General features: G+C 70.5%; 15 protein-coding genes. 6 read left to right on the top strand and 9 right to left on the bottom strand.

Annotated features, from left to right (window positions below):
• The first annotated feature begins 64 nt into the window (after positions 1–64).
• The 5 genes from dapE to ACQ5SP_RS00155 all read left to right on the top strand — a co-directional run bounded on the left by dapE (position 65) and on the right by ACQ5SP_RS00155 (position 8,349).
• Positions 65–1,210: a succinyl-diaminopimelate desuccinylase gene (gene dapE / locus ACQ5SP_RS00175; RefSeq protein WP_430936247.1), complete on the top strand. Its 1,146-nt coding sequence runs from the start codon at positions 65–67 to the stop codon at positions 1,208–1,210.
• A 60-nt stretch (positions 1,211–1,270) separates the two neighbouring features.
• Positions 1,271–2,824, top strand: a complete 1,554-nt coding sequence (locus tag ACQ5SP_RS00170; protein WP_430935191.1) for an AAA family ATPase — start codon at positions 1,271–1,273, stop codon at positions 2,822–2,824.
• Positions 2,825–2,855: 31 nt separating this feature from the next.
• The gene (gene rnr / locus ACQ5SP_RS00165; RefSeq protein ID WP_430935189.1) at positions 2,856–5,126 is read left to right on the top strand and encodes a ribonuclease R; all 2,271 of its coding nucleotides are present in this window, start codon (positions 2,856–2,858) and stop codon (positions 5,124–5,126) included.
• 99 nt (positions 5,127–5,225) lie between these two features.
• Positions 5,226–6,563: a lytic murein transglycosylase gene (locus ACQ5SP_RS00160; protein ID WP_430935187.1), complete on the top strand. Its 1,338-nt coding sequence runs from the start codon at positions 5,226–5,228 to the stop codon at positions 6,561–6,563.
• A gap of 136 nt (positions 6,564–6,699) precedes the next feature.
• A complete protein-coding gene (locus tag ACQ5SP_RS00155) occupies positions 6,700–8,349 on the top strand; it encodes a Y-family DNA polymerase (RefSeq protein WP_430935185.1) in 1,650 nt (549 codons plus the stop codon).
• A gap of 112 nt (positions 8,350–8,461) precedes the next feature.
• Here ACQ5SP_RS00155 and yaaA read toward each other — a convergent pair whose 3' ends face one another.
• The 4 genes from yaaA to ACQ5SP_RS00135 form a co-directional block, all read right to left on the bottom strand.
• On the bottom strand, positions 8,462–9,238 hold the full coding sequence (gene yaaA / locus ACQ5SP_RS00150) for a peroxide stress protein YaaA (protein ID WP_430935183.1): 777 nt from the start codon (positions 9,236–9,238) through the stop codon (positions 8,462–8,464).
• A gap of 74 nt (positions 9,239–9,312) precedes the next feature.
• On the bottom strand, positions 9,313–11,352 hold the full coding sequence (recQ, locus tag ACQ5SP_RS00145) for a DNA helicase RecQ (protein ID WP_430935181.1): 2,040 nt from the start codon (positions 11,350–11,352) through the stop codon (positions 9,313–9,315).
• A 126-nt stretch (positions 11,353–11,478) separates the two neighbouring features.
• A complete protein-coding gene (rsmD, locus tag ACQ5SP_RS00140; protein ID WP_430935180.1) occupies positions 11,479–12,042 on the bottom strand; it encodes a 16S rRNA (guanine(966)-N(2))-methyltransferase RsmD in 564 nt (187 codons plus the stop codon).
• 8 nt (positions 12,043–12,050) lie between these two features.
• Entirely contained in the window at positions 12,051–13,256 is a 1,206-nt protein-coding gene (locus tag ACQ5SP_RS00135) for an NAD(P)/FAD-dependent oxidoreductase (protein ID WP_430935178.1), read from the bottom strand.
• 92 nt (positions 13,257–13,348) lie between these two features.
• On the opposite strand from ACQ5SP_RS00135, the gene ACQ5SP_RS00130 reads away from it, so the two are divergent.
• Positions 13,349–13,837 carry a peroxiredoxin gene (locus tag ACQ5SP_RS00130; RefSeq protein ID WP_430935176.1) on the top strand — a complete coding sequence of 163 codons (489 nt, stop codon included), beginning with the start codon at positions 13,349–13,351 and terminating at the stop codon, positions 13,835–13,837.
• A 37-nt stretch (positions 13,838–13,874) separates the two neighbouring features.
• Here ACQ5SP_RS00130 and ACQ5SP_RS00125 read toward each other — a convergent pair whose 3' ends face one another.
• The 5 genes from ACQ5SP_RS00125 to ACQ5SP_RS00105 form a co-directional block, all read right to left on the bottom strand.
• The gene (locus ACQ5SP_RS00125) at positions 13,875–14,648 is read right to left on the bottom strand and encodes a mechanosensitive ion channel family protein (protein WP_430935174.1); all 774 of its coding nucleotides are present in this window, start codon (positions 14,646–14,648) and stop codon (positions 13,875–13,877) included.
• Positions 14,649–14,709: 61 nt separating this feature from the next.
• Entirely contained in the window at positions 14,710–15,006 is a 297-nt protein-coding gene (locus ACQ5SP_RS00120) for a 4a-hydroxytetrahydrobiopterin dehydratase (RefSeq protein WP_430935172.1), read from the bottom strand.
• On the bottom strand, positions 15,003–16,193 hold the full coding sequence (locus tag ACQ5SP_RS00115; protein ID WP_430935170.1) for a GNAT family N-acetyltransferase: 1,191 nt from the start codon (positions 16,191–16,193) through the stop codon (positions 15,003–15,005). The genes ACQ5SP_RS00120 and ACQ5SP_RS00115 overlap by 4 nt, the downstream gene beginning before the upstream one ends.
• A gap of 50 nt (positions 16,194–16,243) precedes the next feature.
• Positions 16,244–17,014, bottom strand: a complete 771-nt coding sequence (locus tag ACQ5SP_RS00110; protein WP_430935168.1) for a glycerophosphodiester phosphodiesterase family protein — start codon at positions 17,012–17,014, stop codon at positions 16,244–16,246.
• Entirely contained in the window at positions 17,011–17,478 is a 468-nt protein-coding gene (locus ACQ5SP_RS00105) for a RidA family protein (RefSeq protein WP_430935166.1), read from the bottom strand. Before ACQ5SP_RS00105 ends, ACQ5SP_RS00110 begins: the two co-directional genes overlap by 4 nt.
• Positions 17,479–17,639 lie beyond the last annotated feature (161 nt).

Genomic DNA, 17,639 nt, shown 5'->3' with positions numbered 1-17,639 from the left:
CGCCGTGATCGTCGCGCAGCTGACGCCCTTCTTCGACGACGCCTGGCCGCCAGAGGAGACCGCGATGCCCACCGATCCCGTCGAGCTGACCGCGCAACTGGTGCGCTGCCCGTCAGTCACGCCCGAGGAAGGCGGCGCGCTGGTGCTGCTGGAAGACCGGCTGGCGGCGGCCGGGTTCACCTGTCACCGGGTGGACCGGAACGGGATCGCCAATCTCTTCGCGCGCTGGGGGCCCAGGGGCCACCCCCGCAGCTTCGGGTTCAACGGCCACACCGACGTCGTGCCGGTCGGCGACCGCGCGGCCTGGAGCGTCGATCCCTTCGGCGCCGAGATCCGCGACGGCCAGCTCTGGGGCCGGGGCGCGACCGACATGAAATCCGGCGTGGCGGCCTTCGCCGCGGCCGCGATCGATTTCGTGACCGAGACGCCGCCCGCCGACGGCGCGGTGATCCTGGCGATCACCGGCGACGAGGAAGGCGATGCCGTGGACGGGACCGCGGCGCTGCTGGACTGGATGGCGGCCGAGGGCGAGGCCATGTCCGCCTGCCTCGTGGGCGAGCCGACCTGCCCCGCACGCATGGGCGAGATGATCAAGATCGGCCGGCGCGGGTCGATGACCGCCTATTTCACGGCGCGCGGGGTGCAGGGCCATTCGGCCTACCCGCACCGCGCGCGCAACCCGCTGCCGCCGTTGATCCGCCTGCTTGACCGGCTGGCCTCGGCCACGCTGGACGAAGGCACCGATCACTTCGACCCCTCGACGCTGGCGGTGACGACGGTGGATGTCGGCAACCCGGCCAACAACGTGATCCCGGCCGCGGCCCGGGCGACCGTGAACATCCGGTTCAACGATGCCCAGAGCTCGGACGCGCTGATCGACTGGATGCGGCGCGAGGCGGCGCGCGCGGCGGAGGGCACGGGCGTCGAGATCCGCATGGACACCAGGGTCTCCGGCGAAAGCTTCGTGACGCCGCCGGGGCCGCTTTCCGATCTCGTCGCCACCGCGGTGGAGACCGAGACCGGCGTGACCCCGGTGCTGTCCACCTCCGGCGGCACGTCGGACGCGCGCTTCGTCAAGGATCACTGCCCGGTGGTGGAATTCGGGCTTGTGGGCGAAACCATGCACCAGGTGGATGAACGCGTGCCGCTGGACCAGGTCCGGCAGCTCACGGCGATCTACCGGCGGATCCTGGACGGCTATTTCGCCTGAGAGCACCCGGGGTTGATCCGGCTCAAGGCGCGGCAGGCCGGCCCGTGACACCCTGCCGCCATGGCAGAGAGTTCCGTCCCCGAACGCCCGGAAAACCGCCACGTCGCGGCGGTCGAAGCGTTGCTCGGAGATCCGGCGACCCATGGCGGCCTGCCCGTCGAGCGGCGCGAGACCCATGCCGCGCTGGTCTTCCTCGCCGGCGACGACGCCTACAAGATCAAGCGCCCGGTGCGCTACGACTACCTCGATTTCTCGACGCCCGAGAAACGCGCGGCGATGCTGCGCCGCGAGATGGAACTGAACGCGCCGGCCGCACCGGAGTTGTACCTCGGGCTCGTCGCCGTGACGCGTGCGCCCGATGGCACGCTGGCGCTGCACGGCACCGGCCAGCCGGTGGAATGGGCGCTGCACATGCGCCGGTTTCCCGCTGGCGCGGAACTGTCGGAAATCGCGGCGGCGGGCGGGCTGGACCGCGCGATGGCGGAGCGGCTGGGCGCCGGGATCGCCGCCTATCACGCCGCCGCCCCGCGCCGGGACGCCGACGGCGCGGAGCTGATCGGCGAGATCGTCACGGAGCTCGACGCCGCATTCGCCGGCATGACGGACGTGCTGCCCGCCGACCGCGTGGCGGTTTACCGCGCGCGGATCGGCGCGGCATGGCGCGCGGTGCAGCCGCTCTTGACGGCACGAACGCGGGCGGGTCACGTCCGGCGCGGTCACGGCGACCTGCATCTCGGCAACATCGTCGCGCTGGACGGACGGCCGGTGCCCTTCGACGCGCTCGAATTCGACGAGCGCCTCGGCACCATGGACGTGCTCTACGATCTTGCCTTCCTGTTGATGGACCTGCGGCACGCCGGGTTGCCCGAGGCTGCCAACACCGTCATGAACCGCTACTTCTTTCATGCCGGTGACCCGGCGCAGCTTGACGGGCTGGCGGCGCTGCCGCTCTTTCTTGCGCTTCGCGCCGCGATCCGGGCGATGACCACGGTGCAGGCCGCGCGGCTTGACGGCACGGGCGACGCCGCGGGACAGGTCGCGCGCGGCTACCTGGACGATGCGGTCGCCTTCCTGTCCCCGCCGCCGGCGCGGCTGATCGCGATCGGCGGGCTGTCGGGCACGGGCAAGACCACCCTGGCGCGGGATCTCGCGCCCGGGATCGGGCCGGTGCCGGGGGCGCTGCACCTGCGCAGCGACCTTCTGCGCAAGGCGCATATGGGCGTGGACGCCCTGACGCGCCTGCCCGATTCCGCCTACGCGCCCGGGATCAACGCCGCAGTCTACGACATGATGTTCGACCGCGCGGAACGCGCCCTGGGCGCGGGGCACGCGGTGGTGCTCGACGGGGTTTTCCTGCATGCCGCCGAACGCGATGCCGCCCGCGATTTGGCCCGGGCGGCCGGCGTGGCCTTCGACGGGATCTGGCTCGAGGCCGCGGCCGACACGATGCTCGACCGGGTGACGGCCCGCATCGGCGACGCCTCCGACGCCGACGCCCGCGTGGTCCGGCTGCAGCTGGACGCGGCCCCGGCCGTCACGGACTGGCGGCGCCTGGACGCCGACGGCCCGCGCGAGGCCACGCTGGCGGCCGCCCGCGCCGCCCTTTCCGGATGACGCCCCGGCGTGCCCGTGCTATCGGGGCGGCATGGCAAAGCTCCCTTCCAAAGACGCGCTTCTGGCGTGGATCAACGACAATCCCGACCAAAGCTCGAAGCGCGAGATCGCCAAGGCCTTCGGCATCAAGGGCGCCGAGCGGATCGAGCTGAAACGCCTGCTGCGGGAACTGGCCGACGAGGGGCATATCCGTGGCAACCGAAAGTCCTACCGCGACGGCGACCGCCTGCCGCCGGTGACGGTTCTGGAGGTCCAGCCGCCGAACGCCGATGGCGACATCTTCGTCCGCCCGCTCGAATGGCAGGGCGAAGGCACGCCGCCCGGCGTGCTCTACGTGGCGCGGCGCGGCGATCCCGCGCTCGGCAAGGGCGATCGGATACTGGCCAAGCTGACCCCGGACGCGGCCGAGGATCACGGCTACGAGGCCCGGCTCATCCGCAAGATCGGCATCTCGCCCCGCCGGATGCTCGGCATCTTCCGCACCGAAACCGAGGGCGGCCGCATCGTGCCCATCGACAAGGGCAGCGCCAAGGAATGGATCGTGCGCGCCGGCGACGCCGGCAACGCCAAGGACGGCGAGCTGGTCGAGGCCGAACAGGCCGGCCCCAAGGCCCGGATGGGCCTGCCCCGCGCGCGGGTCGTCGAACGCCTCGGCGACCCGACCGCGCCGCGCGCCGTGTCGCTCATCGCGATCCATGCCCACGGCATCCCGGACGAGTTCCCCGACGAGGTGCTGGACGCCGCCGACGGCCGAAAGCCCGCCGGGCTCGGCCAGCGCACGGACCTGCGCGAGCTGCCGCTGATCACCATCGACCCGGTGGACGCGCGCGACCGCGACGACGCGGTGCTCGCCCAGCCCGACCCGGACCCCAGGAACGAGGGCGGCTTCGTCATCTGGGTCGCCATCGCCGATGTCGCGCATTACGTCCGCACTGGCGACACGCTCGACCGCGAGGCATGGACCCGCGGCAACTCGACCTATTTCCCCGACCGGGTCGTGCCGATGCTGCCCGACCGGCTTTCGGGCGATCTCTGCTCGCTGCACGAGGACGTCCCGCGCGCGTGTCTCGCCGTGCGCATGGTGATCGACGCGCATGGCCGCAAGCTCAAGCACCATTTCAGCCGGGGTCTCATGCGCTCGCGGGCGTCGCTGACCTATGCCGAGGTCCAGGCCGCGCGGGACGGCACGCCCTGCGAGAAGACCGAACCGCTGCTCGGCGAGGTCATCCATCCCCTTTACGGGGCCTACGAGGCGCTGAAGCGCGCCCGCGCCGACCGCCAGCCGCTGAACCTCGACCTGCCGGAACGCCGGATCGAGCTCTCGCCCGAGGGCCGGGTGACCTCTGTCGCCTTCAAGGAGCGCTTCGACGCCCATCGCATGATCGAGGAGTTCATGGTGCTGGCCAACGTGGCCGCCGCCGAGACGCTCGAAGCCCACCGCACACCGCTTCTCTACCGTGTCCACGAAGAGCCGAGCCCGGAAAAACTCGATGCGCTGCGCGACACCGCCGAGGCGGCCGGGCTGACGCTGGCCAAGGGCCAGGTTCTCAAGACCGAGCACTTCAACCGCCTGCTGAATGCCGCCGCGGACACCGAACATGCCGAGATCATCAACATGTCGGTGCTGCGGGCCATGACCCAGGCCTATTACGCGCCCGAGAATTACGGCCATTTCGGGCTGCACCTGAAACGCTATGCGCATTTCACCTCGCCCATCCGCCGCTATGCCGACCTCGTGGTGCACCGCGCGCTGATCGCGGCCCATGGCTGGGGCGAAGACGGGCTGACGGAAGAGGAAATCGCGCGCCTGCCCGAAACCGCGGAACACATCTCGGAGACCGAGCGCCGCTCGATGGCGGCGGAACGCGACACCACCGACCGCTACTTGGCCGCCTATCTCTCGGAACGGGTCGGCACCGAATTCGAGGGCCGCATTTCCGGCATCGCGCGCTTCGGCGTCTTCGTGAAGCTCGACGAGACCGGCGCGGACGGGTTCATCCCGATCTCGACGCTCGGGCGCGAGTTCTTCCATTACGACGCCGACAGCCAGACGCTGATGGGCGAGCATTCCGGCCTGACGCTGCATCTCGGCACCCGGGTCACGGTGCGGCTCGCCGAGGCGGTGCCGGTCACCGGCGGGCTGATGCTCGAACTCCTCGACGTCGCCGGGCAGAAAATGCCGCGCGGGCCGGTCCGCCAGCGCCGGGGGGGCCGCAAGCCCGGACCGAAAGGCCGCAAGCCCGGCAAGACCGCGCCCAGGGCCCGCAAGCTCAAGAAGAAGGCGAAACGCCGCCAATCGTGATGCGCGGCACCCCGCCGCAAGCGACGCTAATCCTTCACCGCGGGATGGCAGCGCGCTACACTGTCGTAAAGAACAAGGCAGACCGGGCAGGAGTCGCAGATGAACACGGGTCTTGGCATGGGCGCCCTGATCGGGGCTATGCTGCTGTCGGCCGCCACCGCCACGGCGGCCACGGTCGATCTCTCGCCGCGGCCGCCCGCGCGCCCGGCAGCCGCAACGATCGAGGTCAGCATGCTGGCCTATTCGCCGCGTCCCCGGGCGCGGCCGGCGGAAACGGGGCAGGAGGATCAGGTGCGCCGGGTGGCAAATACCGGGTTCCAGCGCTGGATCGACGGCTTTCGCGATCGCGCGGTGGCCCAGGGCATTCGCGGCGCGGTCTTCGACCGGGCCTTTCGCGGGGTGTATTACAACACCGACGTGATCCAGCGCGACCGCAACCAGTCCGAGTTCACCAAGCAGATCTGGGAATACCTCGACAGCGCCGTCTCGCCCACTCGGGTGCGCAACGGCCGCGAGATGTACCGCAAGCACGGCAGGCTCCTGGCCGAGATCGAACGGCGCTACCGGGTCGAGGCCCATGTGGTCACCGCGATCTGGGGGCTCGAATCGGCCTATGGGGCCTACAAGGGCGACACGCCGATCATCGAGGCGCTGGCGACGCTCGCCTATGACGGTCGGCGCGGGCGATTCTTCGAACAACAGCTGATCGCGGCGCTGAAGATCATCCAGTCCGGCGATACCGCGCCGCGCAACATGACCGGCAGCTGGGCCGGGGCGATGGGGCACACCCAGTTCATCCCGACGAGCTATCTCGCCTATGCGCAGGATTTCCGCGGCGACGGGCGCCGCGACATCTGGGCCGATGACCCGACGGACGGGCTGGCCTCGACGGCCAATTATCTGGCCAAGGCCGGGTGGACCTACGGCCAGCCCTGGGGGATGGAGGTCACGCTGCCGCGGGGGTTCGACTACGCGCTCGCCGGCGCGCGGATCAAGAAACCCGTCAACACGTGGCACCGGCTCGGCGTGCGGCGCGCCGATGGCAGCCGCATCCCCGATCACGGCCGGGCTTCGATCCTCCTGCCCGCGGGCGCGCAGGGCGCGGCCTTCGTCATCTTCGACAATTTCCATGTCATCGAGCGCTACAACGCCGCCGACGCCTACGTGATCGCGGTCGGGCATCTCGGGGATCGGATACGGGGCGGCGGGCCGATCCGGGCCGACTGGCCGCGGGGCGACCGGTCGCTGTCGCTGACCGAGAAGAAGGAGCTGCAGCAGCGCCTGACGGCGCGCGGCTACGACACCCGTGGCGTGGACGGTATCATCGGGCCCAACACCATCGCCGCCGTGCGGGCCTTTCAACGCGCTGCCGGGCTGATCCCGGACGGCTACACGTCGCTCGATATCCTGCGCCGCCTGCGCCGGGGCGGCGGCTGATCTGCCTGCCATGCCCGGTGCGGGGTGCAGCGCGCACCCGCCGCTCGCCCCGCTCCGCCCGGGACCGGCAGACCGACTCGACTCGATGGCCAGCGCGCGCTAGATGTCGTGAACATTCCATGAACATCATGCCGTCATGCCGCCCCGAAGACTCCTGTCCCTGTGGTTTCCCCACCTTGCCGCGGAACGGCTTCTGCGCCGCATGCCGGAGCCGGACCGCGCCTTCGCCACCGTGGCCGAGATCGCCAATGCCCAGCGCCTGGAAAGCCTCTCGCCCGCCGCCGCTGCCGCGGGGCTCCGGCCCGGACAGGCGCTGCGCGATGCGCTGGCGCTCTGCCCGGACCTGGCCAGCCGGCCCGCCGACCCGGCCGCCGAACGCGCGTTTCTCGGCGCCCTCCGCCGCTGGGCCGGGCGCTTCTCTCCCTGGGTGGCCGAGGACCTGCCCGACGGGCTGATGCTGGATATCACCGGCTGCGCGCATCTCTTCGGCGGCGAAGGCGCGCTGCTGGCCCGGGCCGAAGAGGACTGCACCGGCTTCGGCCTGACGCTCCGCGCGGGTCTCGCCGACACGCCGGGCGCCGCCTGGGCCCTGGCGCGCCATGCCGGCCAGGGGGCCGCATCCCACCGCAGCGGCGACATGATCGACCAGGAGGCCCGCGCCACCCGTTCGCGCGCGGCACGGCGGCACTGGACCCGCGGCGGCCCCGCCCCCCGCGCGTCGGTCGCCGGCACGGCAGAGCGTGTCGCGCCCCCCGATCACACCCGCAGCGCGCTGGCGCCGCTGCCGGTGGCCGCGCTCCGGCTCGCCCCGGAAACGGTGGACACGCTCGCACGGCTGGGGTTGCGCCGTATCGGCGACCTCTCGGGCATGCCGCGCGCCACGCTGGCGCGGCGGTTCGGCGCCGAGCTCACGCGCCGGCTCGACCAGGCCTTCGGGCTGGTGCCGGAGCCGCTCTCGCCCGCGCCGCCCGACATCCGCTTCGCCGTGCGGCTGACCCTGCCCGAACCGATCGGACGGACGGAGGACATCCTGGCCGGGATCGACCGGTTGCTGCCGCCGCTCGCCGCGAAACTCGCCACGGCCGGCCGCGGCGCGCGGCGCGTCCGGCTGGAGCTTCTGCGCAGCGACCACAGCCGCCAGGCGCTGGAGGTGGGGCTCGCCCGTCCCACCCGCGACCCCGACCGCATCCGCCCACTGCTCGCGCTGAAGCTCGACGCGGCCGAGGCCGGCTTCGGGATCGATGCGCTCCGCCTCGCCGCGCCGCTGACCGAACCGCTGGCCGAGCGCCAGCAGGCCGGCCATGCCGATGCCGGCGCGGCCGCGCGGGCGCGCCAGGCGGCCGGCCCCGGGCTCGACGACCTGATCGCGCGTCTCGGCACCCGGATCGGGCTCGACGCGATCACCTACCGCCACCCCGCGGACAGCCATATCCCGGAAAAGACCGCCCACCGGGTCGCCGCCGCCTGGGCCGATCCGGCCGCGGGCGGCTGGCCCGAACCGCCGGCGCCACGGCCGCTGACGCTCTTCCCTCCCGAACCGGTCACCGCCGCCGCGCCGGGCCAGCCGCCCGCCGCCTTCCGCTGGCGCCGCCGCGCGTTCCGGGTGGCCGCCGCGACGGGACCCGCGCGGATCACGCCGGAATGGTGGCTCGACGATCCGGCTTGGCGCAGCGGGCCGCGCGACTACTGGCAGGTCGACACCGAGGAGGGCGCGCGGCTCTGGCTGTTCCGCGCGCATGGCGGGCTCGTTTCGGGCGGATGGTTCTGCCACGGCGATTTCGGCTGACCGCGTCTCCTCCAAGTGGCGGAAATATCCCCGCCGGAGGCCCCGCGCGCGCCCGGGGCGCGCGCAAGGCAAAAGGCGTGCCGCGCCAGCGGCGCGAGTCTGCGGCCGCCGGTCAGCCCTTGGGCCAGGGCCGCACGAAGACCGGGCGGTCGGCCGCGGACTGGTCCGGGTCGAAGCGGTAGCCGCCGAGGTCGAACCCTTCGAGGCCCGCGGCGGTCGTCACCCGGTTCTGTACCACGTAGCGCGCCATCGCGCCGCGGGCGCGCTTGGCATAGAAACTGACCGTCTCGCGCTTGCCGTCGCGTTCCTCGAGGAAGACCGGCGTGATCACCCGCAAATCCAGCGCGTCGGAGACCGCGCCGAAATATTCCACCGAGGCGCAGTTCACCAGCATGTCCGTCCCGGCCGCCGCCGCCTCGGCGTTGAGCCGCTCGGCAATGGCGTCGCCCCACCACGCGTAGAGGGTCCTGCCGCGGTCGGTCTCCAGCCGGCTGCCCATTTCAAGCCGGTAGGGCTGCATCCCGTCGAGCGGGCGCAGCACCCCGTAGAGGCCCGAAAGAATCCGCAGGTGATCCTGTGCCCACTGCACATCCTCGGGCGAGAGCGTGCGCGCCTCGAGACCCTGGTAGGTATCGCCGGCGAAGGCGAAGACCGCGGGACGGACATCCTCGGGGTCGGGCGTGAGCGAAAAGGCCTGGAAGCGGTCGTGGTTCAGCTGCGCCAGCTTGTCGGAGATCTTCATCAGCCGTTTCAGGTCGGCCGGCTCCAGCTCGCGGGCGGTCTCGGCAAGCTCGGCCGCCTCGGCCGCGAAATGCGGCATCGTCATGGAACCGCCGAACGGCGCCTCTTCCCAGTCGAGCTTCTTGGCGGGCGACAGAACCACCAGCATCGCGTTCCCCCTCTCGTTCGGATCAGCCGGAAACATAGCGGCAGGGGCGGCGCTGTCCAGCGGCACCGGACCGGTCAGGCCTCTGCCAGGATCTCCAGGAAGGCCGGGCCGAAGCGTTCCGCGCGCCGTTCCCCCAACAGCCGGGTGAGCGCCCCCATGTCCCGGGGGCGGTGCTCGGCCAGCTTCGCGATCAGCGCGGCCGGGCAGCTCATCGGCTTCGCCGTGCCGTCCGCGCCGCGCGCCAGATCCGCCTGCGCCTCGAGCAGCCGGTCGTAAACCGCGCCCCCGGCACGCCCGGCAAGCCGCCGGCGTGCCGGATGCATCTCTTCGGTGGCCGCGCCCGTGATGATTTCGAGGAAAGCCGCGCCGTAGGTTTCCAGCTTCTTGGCCCCCACGCCACTGATCCCGGCCATGTCGTCCAGGCTTGCCGGGCGCCGCTCGGCCATCTCGATCAGCGTGCGGTCTGTGAAGATCACGTAGGCCGGCACGCGCTGCGCCTCGGCCAGGGCGCGGCGCTTGGCCTTGAGCGCCGAGAGCAGCGGCGCGTCCTCCTCCGAGACGAGCGCCTTGGCCGCCGGGCGCCGCGCGGCGCGCGCGATCGAATCGCGTCGAAGATCGATACGCTCCTCGCCGCGCAGCACGGGCCGTGCGCTCTCGGTCATGCGCAGCGCGCCGTGGCGCTCGGGGTCGGGGCGCACCAGGTCGTGGCCCATCATCTGGCGAAACACCGCCTGCCAGCCGCGGCGGTCGTGCTCGCGCCCGACACCGAAGGTGGGCAGCGCGTCATGGCCGCGGGCGCGCACCTTGTCGGTGGCGTTGCCGGTCAGGATGTCGATGAGATGGCCCGCACCGAAACTCTCGCCGGTCCGCAGGATCGCCGACAGCGCCTTCCGCACCGACTCGGTGCCGTCGAAGATCTCGGGCGGGGTCAGGCACAGGTCGCAGTTGCCGCAGGGGTCGGCCGCCTCGCCGAAATAGCCGAGCAGCTTGACCCGGCGACAGCCCAACGCCTCGGCCAGCCCGAGCAGGGCATTGAGGCGCGCGTGGTCGGCGGCCTTGCGCTCGGCCGGGGCGAGCCCCTCGTCGATCTGGGACCGGCGCAGGCGAATGTCGTCGGGACCGTAGAGCGTCAGGGTTTCCGCCGGCGCGCCGTCGCGGCCGGCGCGCCCGATCTCCTGGTAATAGGCCTCGATCGACTTGGGCAGGTCGGCATGGGCGACCCAGCGGATGTCGGGTTTGTCGACCCCCATGCCGAAGGCGACCGTGGCCACGACGATCAGGCCGTCCTCGACGGTGAAGCGTGTCTCGACCGTGCGGCGGTCGGCCGGGTCCATCCCGCCATGGTAATGCACCGCCGCGTGCCCGGCTTCCGCCAGGGCCTGCGACAGGCTCTCGGTCCGGGCGCGGGTGCCGCAATAGACGATCCCCGACTGCCCCCGGCGCGCCGCCGCGAAGTCGAGAACCTGCTGGCGGGGCCTGTCCTTGGCCTGGAAGGCCAGGTGCAGGTTCGGCCGGTCGAAGCCGCGCAGGAAAACCTCGGGCACCCGGTCGCCGAACAGCCGGGCGACGATTTCCTCGCGGGTCTCGGCGTCGGCCGTCGCGGTGAACGCCGCGAGCGGCACGTCGAGCGCGGCGCGCAGCGCCCCGATCCGCAGGTAGTCCGGCCGAAAGTCATGCCCCCACTGGCTGACGCAATGCGCCTCGTCCACGGCGATGAGCCCCGTGCCGATCCGGCGCAGGAGCCCGGCCATGCCGCTGCCGGCAAGCCGCTCCGGCGCCATGTAGAGCAGTTTGAGCTCGCCCGCCTCGAGCGCGGCATGCACCGCCTCGGTTTCTTCCTCGGTATTGCCGGAGGTGAGCGCACCGGCCGCCACGCCGGCCTCGCGCAGCGCGCGGACCTGGTCGCGCATCAGCGCGATGAGCGGCGAGATCACCACCGTCACGCCGCCCCGGCAAAGCGCCGGCAACTGGTAACAGAGCGACTTGCCCCCGCCGGTGGGCATGATGGCCAGCGTGTCGCGGCCCTGCGTGACCGCCGCGACGATCTCGGCCTGGCCGGGTCGGAAGTCGGAAAATCCGAAAACGGAGGAGAGCATCTCCCGCGGGTCAGGCATCAGTCGCGCCATTCTTTTCTTGCTGCTCGATGTGCGTAGAATCTTTCACATCAACGCCTCGTTAACAAGGCGCAGCCCGCCATAAATCGCGGTTCCCGCGGATCAGGCCACAACATGTCGCGGGCTTTATCCCTCGAACGCGAGAAGACTCACCACGGTGTCGCCATAGCGGCGCTGGTCGAGGATCTCGAATCCCTCCGGCACGTCCGGCGCCGTGCTGTCCTCCCAGACGACGACCGCGCCCGGCGCGATCCAGCCGCCCGTCCGGGCCGACGACAGCGCGCCTTCGCCGAGACCCTTGCCATAGGGCGGATCGAGGAAAACGAGGTCGAACCGCGGCCCGCGGTTCTCGCCGAGCCGGGTCGCGTCCCGCCGCCAGAGCTTCGTCACCCCCTGCGCCTGGCAGCGCGCGATATTCTCGCGGATGAGCGCGCGGGCCGTCGCGCCGTCATCGACGAAGGTCACATGCGCCGCCCCGCGCGAAAGCGCCTCGAGCCCGAGCGCGCCGGTTCCCGCGAAGAGATCGAGCACCCGCGCCCCGGTCACCGGGTCGCCGTAGCCGCCGTTGAGCAGCAGGTTGAAGATGCTCTCGCGCACCCGGTCGGTCGTCGGGCGCAGATGCGCCGCCGCGTCGCCCTTGCCCACGGCGGCCAGCGTCAGCCCGCGATGCCTGCCAGAGATGATCCGCATCGCCACGCCTATTTCAGAAGTGCCTTCAGGTCGCTCGCGGGATCGGAGATCACCGCCCGGTCCGGCGACTTGCCGGCCTCGAGCAGGCGCTTGCCGATCATATATGCGCGCGGGTCGTTCATGGCGTCCACCGCGAGGAACTGCGCGCCGCGGAAATACCAGAAGCTGGCGGCGCCGCTGTCGCCCTGCCGCGCCACGACCGTGTCGTAGCCGCCGTTCAGACCGGCGATCTGAAGCTTCACGTCGTACTGGTCGGACCAGAACCAGGGCACCGGATCATAGGCCATGCCGGCGCCCATCATGTTCCGCGCGACCAGTTCGGCCTGGTCGATGGCGTTCTGCACGCTCTCGAGCCGGATGCGCCCGCCGCGATAGGGAAAGGACGCGCAGTCGCCGGCCGCCCAGATCGTCGGATCCGACGTGCGGCCCGTGGCATCGACCTTGATGCCGTTCTCGATCTCTAGCCCCGCGACCTCGGCGATCTCGGTCGCGGGCACGATGCCGACGCCCACGACGACGAAATCCACCTCCAGCGTGCTGCCATCCGCCAGTTCCGCGCCGGTGACCGCGTCGTCGCCCGTGAGCCGCGCGAGGCCGACGCCCTCGCGGATGTCGACCCCGTGGGCCCGGTGGAGCGCGCGGAAATAATCGGAGGTCTCGGGCGCCGCGACGCGTTGCAGGATGCGGTCGGCCATCTCGACCAGCGTGACCTGGAGCCCGCGTTTCGACGCCACAGCGGCCGCCTCGAGCCCGATATAGCCGCCGCCCACGATCAGCACCCGCCGGCCTTCCGTGAATTCGGGGGCCATCGCGTCGACATCGGCCAGCGTCCGCACCACGTAGACCCCGTGCAGGTCGCCCCCGACCGCCGCCGGCAGGTGGCGCGGCGTCGATCCGGTGGTCAGCGCAAGCTGGTCGTAGGGCAGGGCCGCGTCCCCGACGGTCACGCGCCGCGCCTGCCGGTCGATCCGCGTCACCGGCCGCCCGAGCCGAAGCGCGATCCCCTGCTCGTCATAAAAGGATCGCGGGCGCAGATGCAGCCGCTCGGCGTCCATCTCGCCCAGGAGATACTGCTTCGACAGCGGCGGGCGCTGATAGGGCAGCGCGTCTTCGGACCCGATCAGGGTGATGTCTCCGGCAAAGCCCTCGGCCCGCAGTTTCGCCGCCAGGGATGCCCCGGCCTGGCCGGCCCCTACGATGACATGATGCGCCATACCAATGCTCCCTGATCCCGCTCTGGCCGCCGAACGCGCGGAGCCTATATGACTCCTCGCAAAGAATTCAATCCACGATAGGAGGGGGACATATGAGCATTTCAGTCGGAGACACGCTGCCGGGCGCGACGCTCTTGCAGATGGGCGCCGAAGGGCCCGAACCGGTCTCGCTGCAGGAACGGCTCGCGGGGCGCAAGGTGGCCATTTTCGCGGTGCCGGGCGCGTTCACGCCGACCTGCCACTCGGCCCATGTGCCAAGCTTCATCCGCACCCGCGAGGCACTCCGGGAAAAAGGCGTGGACGAGATCATCTGCGTCTCCGTCAACGACCCCTTCGTGATGGAAGCCTGGGCGCGTTCCACCGGGGCGGACGAGGCGGGGCTGACCATGCTCGCGGATGCCGAGGGCGCCTTTACCCAGGCGATCGGCATGGCCTTCGACGCGCCCCCGGCCGGGCTGCTCCGGCGGTCGCAGCGCTACGCGATGCTGGTCGACGACGGCAAGGTGGCGATCCTGAACAAGGAAGAGTCGCCCGGCACCTGCGAGATGTCCGCCGGCGAGACGCTGCTCGAGGCGCTCTAAGGGGCGTTCGGCCGGGGTGATCCCCGGCCGCTGCCGCTCAGGCGGTCTTCTGGATTTCCAGCCGCGTCGGGAAGGGAATGTCGATGCCGTTCTCGTCGAACGCTTCCTTGACCGCGCGGGTCAGGTCGAACTTGAGCCCCCAGTAATCCGCGGCGTCGCACCAGACGCGTACCGTGAAATCGACCGAACTGTCGCCGAGATTGCTGACCTTGACGAAGGGCTCGGGATCGACCTTGGCGCGGTCGTCGGCATCGATGCAGGCGCGGATCGCCGTCTCGGCCGCCTTGAGGTCGCTGTCATAGGACACCCCGAAGACGAAATCGCATCGCCGCGTGTCGTGGTAGGAATAGTTGATGATCGCAGACGACCACAGGTCGCCGTTGGGAACGATGATCTGCACGTTGTCCGGGGTCGTCAGCTCGGTGTTGAAGAGCGTGATGGAATCGACCGTCCCGGAATGACCGCCGCCGGTGATGTAGTCGCCCACCTTGAAGGGGCGGAACCCGATCAGCATGACACCCGCGGCAAGGTTGGCGAGCGTGCCTTGCAGGGCAAGGCCGATGGCCAGCGCAGAGGCACCGATCAGCGCTGCGAGCGATGTCGTCTCGATCCCGAAGCGGCCCAGGATGAAGACCACCGCCAGCGCGATGATCGCGTATTTGGCGACGCTGCCGAGGAACCGCGCCAGCGTCTTGTCGAAACGGGTGCTCCGGTCCGATATCCGCAGGATCTGGCTGCGGGCCTGTCCGCTCAGCCAGAGCGCGACGATCAGAATGACGATCGCATAGATCGCGTTCAAGAAGAGAGTCATCACCCAGTCCACTTACGCCTCCTTCGGCCTTGGGCTCGACGGCTGCCGGGACGGGTCCCGGTCAGCCGGCCAGCTTGTCCATCTTCCGCGCCAGCTTCACGTCCAGTTCGGACAGCCCGCCGACGTCATGGGTCGAAAGCGTCACCTCGACACTTTTGTATACATTGGCCCATTCGGGATGATGATTCCACTTTTCCGCCCATATGGCCACACGCGTCATCCATCCGAACGCCTCGACGAAGTTGCCGAAATCGTAGCTCTTGGTGATCGCATCGCGGTCCGGCACGGTTTTCCAGCCGGCCGCGAACAGCGGCGCGAGCATCTCCTTGCGTTCGCCTTCGGTAAGCTTGTCGGTCATTCGGTTTCCTCCGGTTCGATGTTGCGGAATGGTCCCCAGGTCGTCAGGACCTCGATCTCCTCGTTCACGGCGGCGCGCTCGGCCTCGAGATACTGCTCGACCGCCCTGCGGAAGCCGGCATCGGCGATCCAGTGCAGCGAATGGGTGGTCACCGGCATGTACCCCCGCGCCAGCTTGTGCTGGCCCTGCGCCCCCGCCTCGACCGTGGCTAGCCCCATCTCGATCGCCGCGTCGATGGCCTGGTAGTAGCAGGCCTCGAAATGCATGCACGGGTGATGCTCGGTGCAGCCCCAGTAGCGGCCGAACAACGCGTCGCGGCCGATGAAGTTGAGCGCGCCGGCCACCCAGTGGCCCGCGCGCTCGACCATGACGAGCAGCATGTCGTCGCGCATGGTTTCCTGCGCGATGTCGAAGAACGCGCGGGTCAGGTAGGGCATCCCCCATTTCCGCGCGCCGGTATCCTGGTAGAACACCCAGAAGGCGTCCCAGTGCTCGGGCCGGATCTCGTCGCCGGTCAGCCGGTGGATCGTGCCGCCGAAGGCCTGGGCCGTCCTGCGTTCCTTGCGGATGTTCTTGCGCTTGCGGGACGAGAGCTGCGCGAGGAAATCATCGAAGCTGCGATAGCCCCGGTTGCGCCAGTGGAACTGCTGGCTGGTGCGGTGCATCAACCCCAGTGCAGCGCCCGCCTCGGCCTCGGCCCCGGTGCAAAAGGTGACATGCAGCGACGAGAGCCGGTTGTCCGCCGCGATCTGCACCGCGCCCTGCACCAGCGCCGCCGGTCCCGCGGTCTCGTGGCCCGGCCGCGCAAGGAAGCGTCGCCCGGTCACCGGCGTCACCGGCACCGCGATCTGCAGCTTGGGATAGTATCGCCCGCCCGCGCGTTCATAGGCATGCGCCCAGGCGTGGTCGAAGATGTACTCGCCCTGGCTGTGGTTCTTCGCGTAAAGCGGCGCCACCGCGATCACCTCGCCGCCCTGCCGGGCGACCAGGTGGTGCGGGTCCCAGCCCGTGCCGGCGCCGACCGAGCCCGAGTCCTCCAGCGCCTTCAGAAACCGGTGGGTGGTGAAGGGATCATCCGGAGGCCCGCCATCCGCCGACTCGGGGCAGGCACAGGCATCCCATTCCGCGGCCGATATTCCGTCGAGCCCGGAAAGGACAGAGACCTCGATTTCGGTGTCGTCGCGCATGGGCCTGTCGCTTGCTCTCGGTTTACCACATGGCCCCGCATGTGGCCCGGTCAAGCAGCGGACCCCGTCGGCCGGTAACCCTCGAAGGTGATGTTGTCGGCGATACGGCGCGCTTCGGCCTCTGCCTCGGGCGAACGGATCGTCCAGCAGAGAATGCCCGCCCCGCCGGTCTTCAGCTCGGCCAGGCGGGGGCGGTCGAGGTCGCCCGCCCGGTGGCTGACGAAGCTCGCGCCGACCCGATCGAAATCGGGAATCCCGCGTAGCCTGGCGGCACGGTCACGGGGCAAGCCGCCCCAGTGTTCCGCCGGGAAACTGCAGGTGGTCAGACCGCGCGGCACATCCGGGGCGGCCTCGGCAAAGGCCGCGACCGCGTGGGGATTGAAGGACATCACCGCCACCGGCCCGGCATAGCCCGCCAGCGCCGCGGCCGTCGCGGCCTCCAGCGCGCCTGTCCCGGGGCCGAGCGCGCCGTCCTGGTCCTTTATCTCGATCAGAAGCGGCACCTGCCCGTCCACGATGTCCAGCACCTCTTCGAGGGTCGGGATCGTCTCGCCACCCGACCCGCGAAAGGCGGTCCGGCCCAGTTCGGCCGCGCTCCGCTGGCGGACCGGGCCGCTTTCGGCCGTCAGCCGGTCGAGGCGGTAATCGTGGAACACCATGGCCGCCCCGTCGGCCGACAGCTGCAGGTCGATCTCGATCCCGTAGCCCGCGGCGATCGCGGCGCGGATGGCGGCCGGCGCGTTCTCGATCGCGCCGCGAGTCCTGTCATGGAACCCGCGATGGGCGATCGGGCGCGCCAGGAAGATGTCCGGAAGCGTCATGTCGCGATCTGGAACACGCCCTCGATTTCGACCGCGACGCCCAGCGGCAGCGACGAGGATCCGACCGCGGCGCGCGCGTGGCGACCGATCTCGCCCAGAGCCTCGCCGATGAAATCCGATGCGCCGTTCACCACCTTCGGATGGTCGGTGAAATCGGGCGCGGCGTTCACGAAACCACCCAGCCGGACCACGCGCTCCAGCCGGTCGAGATCGCCCCCGCAGGCAGCCTTGACCTGGGCCAGCAGGCTGATCGCGCAGGCTTTCGCGGCCGCCTGGCCTTGCTCGACGGTCATGTCCACGCCAAGCTTTCCGGTGATCAGCGTGCCGTTCTCCATGGCGATCTGACCCGACACGAAGAGCAGGTTGCCCGCCTGGACGTAAGGCACGTAATTCGCCGCCGGTGCGGGGGCGTCGGGCAGCGTGACGCCCATATCCGCGAGACGCCGTTCGATCTTGCCGGTCATGGCCGTCCTCCTCTGTTGCATTTCGGACGCACGCTAGCCCCGACGACCGGGCTTGGAAACAGGAAAGTCGGCCCGGCGTGATCCGCGCGCGGGTGACGGGCGTATTGCCGATCATGCAGCTGCAGAGACACACCCCTGCTTTTTCACTAACCGTATCCGGT

The sequence above is a fragment of the Rhodovulum sp. YNF3179 genome (genome assembly GCF_050586465.1).
Lineage (GTDB): Bacteria > Pseudomonadota > Alphaproteobacteria > Rhodobacterales > Rhodobacteraceae > CAJXYS01.
Note: the sequence above shows the minus strand (reverse complement) of the source record. Positions and strands in the feature narration are given on the sequence as shown.

What these genes read in the sequence shown, in the direction of transcription:
- ACQ5SP_RS00130 (WP_430935176.1), top strand. Translation starts at nt 13,349, where the DNA reads ATGAGCATTTCAGTCGGAGACACGCTGCCGGGCGCGACGCTCTTGCAG.
- recQ (WP_430935181.1), bottom strand. Translation starts at nt 11,352, where the DNA reads ATGCCTGACCCGCGGGAGATGCTCTCCTCCGTTTTCGGATTTTCCGAC.
- ACQ5SP_RS00155 (WP_430935185.1), top strand. Translation starts at nt 6,700, where the DNA reads ATGCCGCCCCGAAGACTCCTGTCCCTGTGGTTTCCCCACCTTGCCGCG.
- rnr (WP_430935189.1), top strand. Translation starts at nt 2,856, where the DNA reads ATGGCAAAGCTCCCTTCCAAAGACGCGCTTCTGGCGTGGATCAACGAC.
- ACQ5SP_RS00110 (WP_430935168.1), bottom strand. Translation starts at nt 17,014, where the DNA reads ATGACGCTTCCGGACATCTTCCTGGCGCGCCCGATCGCCCATCGCGGG.
- yaaA (WP_430935183.1), bottom strand. Translation starts at nt 9,238, where the DNA reads ATGCTGGTGGTTCTGTCGCCCGCCAAGAAGCTCGACTGGGAAGAGGCG.
- ACQ5SP_RS00125 (WP_430935174.1), bottom strand. Translation starts at nt 14,648, where the DNA reads ATGACTCTCTTCTTGAACGCGATCTATGCGATCGTCATTCTGATCGTC.
- ACQ5SP_RS00160 (WP_430935187.1), top strand. Translation starts at nt 5,226, where the DNA reads ATGAACACGGGTCTTGGCATGGGCGCCCTGATCGGGGCTATGCTGCTG.
- dapE (WP_430936247.1), top strand. Translation starts at nt 65, where the DNA reads ATGCCCACCGATCCCGTCGAGCTGACCGCGCAACTGGTGCGCTGCCCG.
- ACQ5SP_RS00135 (WP_430935178.1), bottom strand. Translation starts at nt 13,256, where the DNA reads ATGGCGCATCATGTCATCGTAGGGGCCGGCCAGGCCGGGGCATCCCTG.
- ACQ5SP_RS00170 (WP_430935191.1), top strand. Translation starts at nt 1,271, where the DNA reads ATGGCAGAGAGTTCCGTCCCCGAACGCCCGGAAAACCGCCACGTCGCG.
- rsmD (WP_430935180.1), bottom strand. Translation starts at nt 12,042, where the DNA reads ATGCGGATCATCTCTGGCAGGCATCGCGGGCTGACGCTGGCCGCCGTG.
- ACQ5SP_RS00105 (WP_430935166.1), bottom strand. Translation starts at nt 17,478, where the DNA reads ATGACCGGCAAGATCGAACGGCGTCTCGCGGATATGGGCGTCACGCTG.
- ACQ5SP_RS00120 (WP_430935172.1), bottom strand. Translation starts at nt 15,006, where the DNA reads ATGACCGACAAGCTTACCGAAGGCGAACGCAAGGAGATGCTCGCGCCG.
- ACQ5SP_RS00115 (WP_430935170.1), bottom strand. Translation starts at nt 16,193, where the DNA reads ATGCGCGACGACACCGAAATCGAGGTCTCTGTCCTTTCCGGGCTCGAC.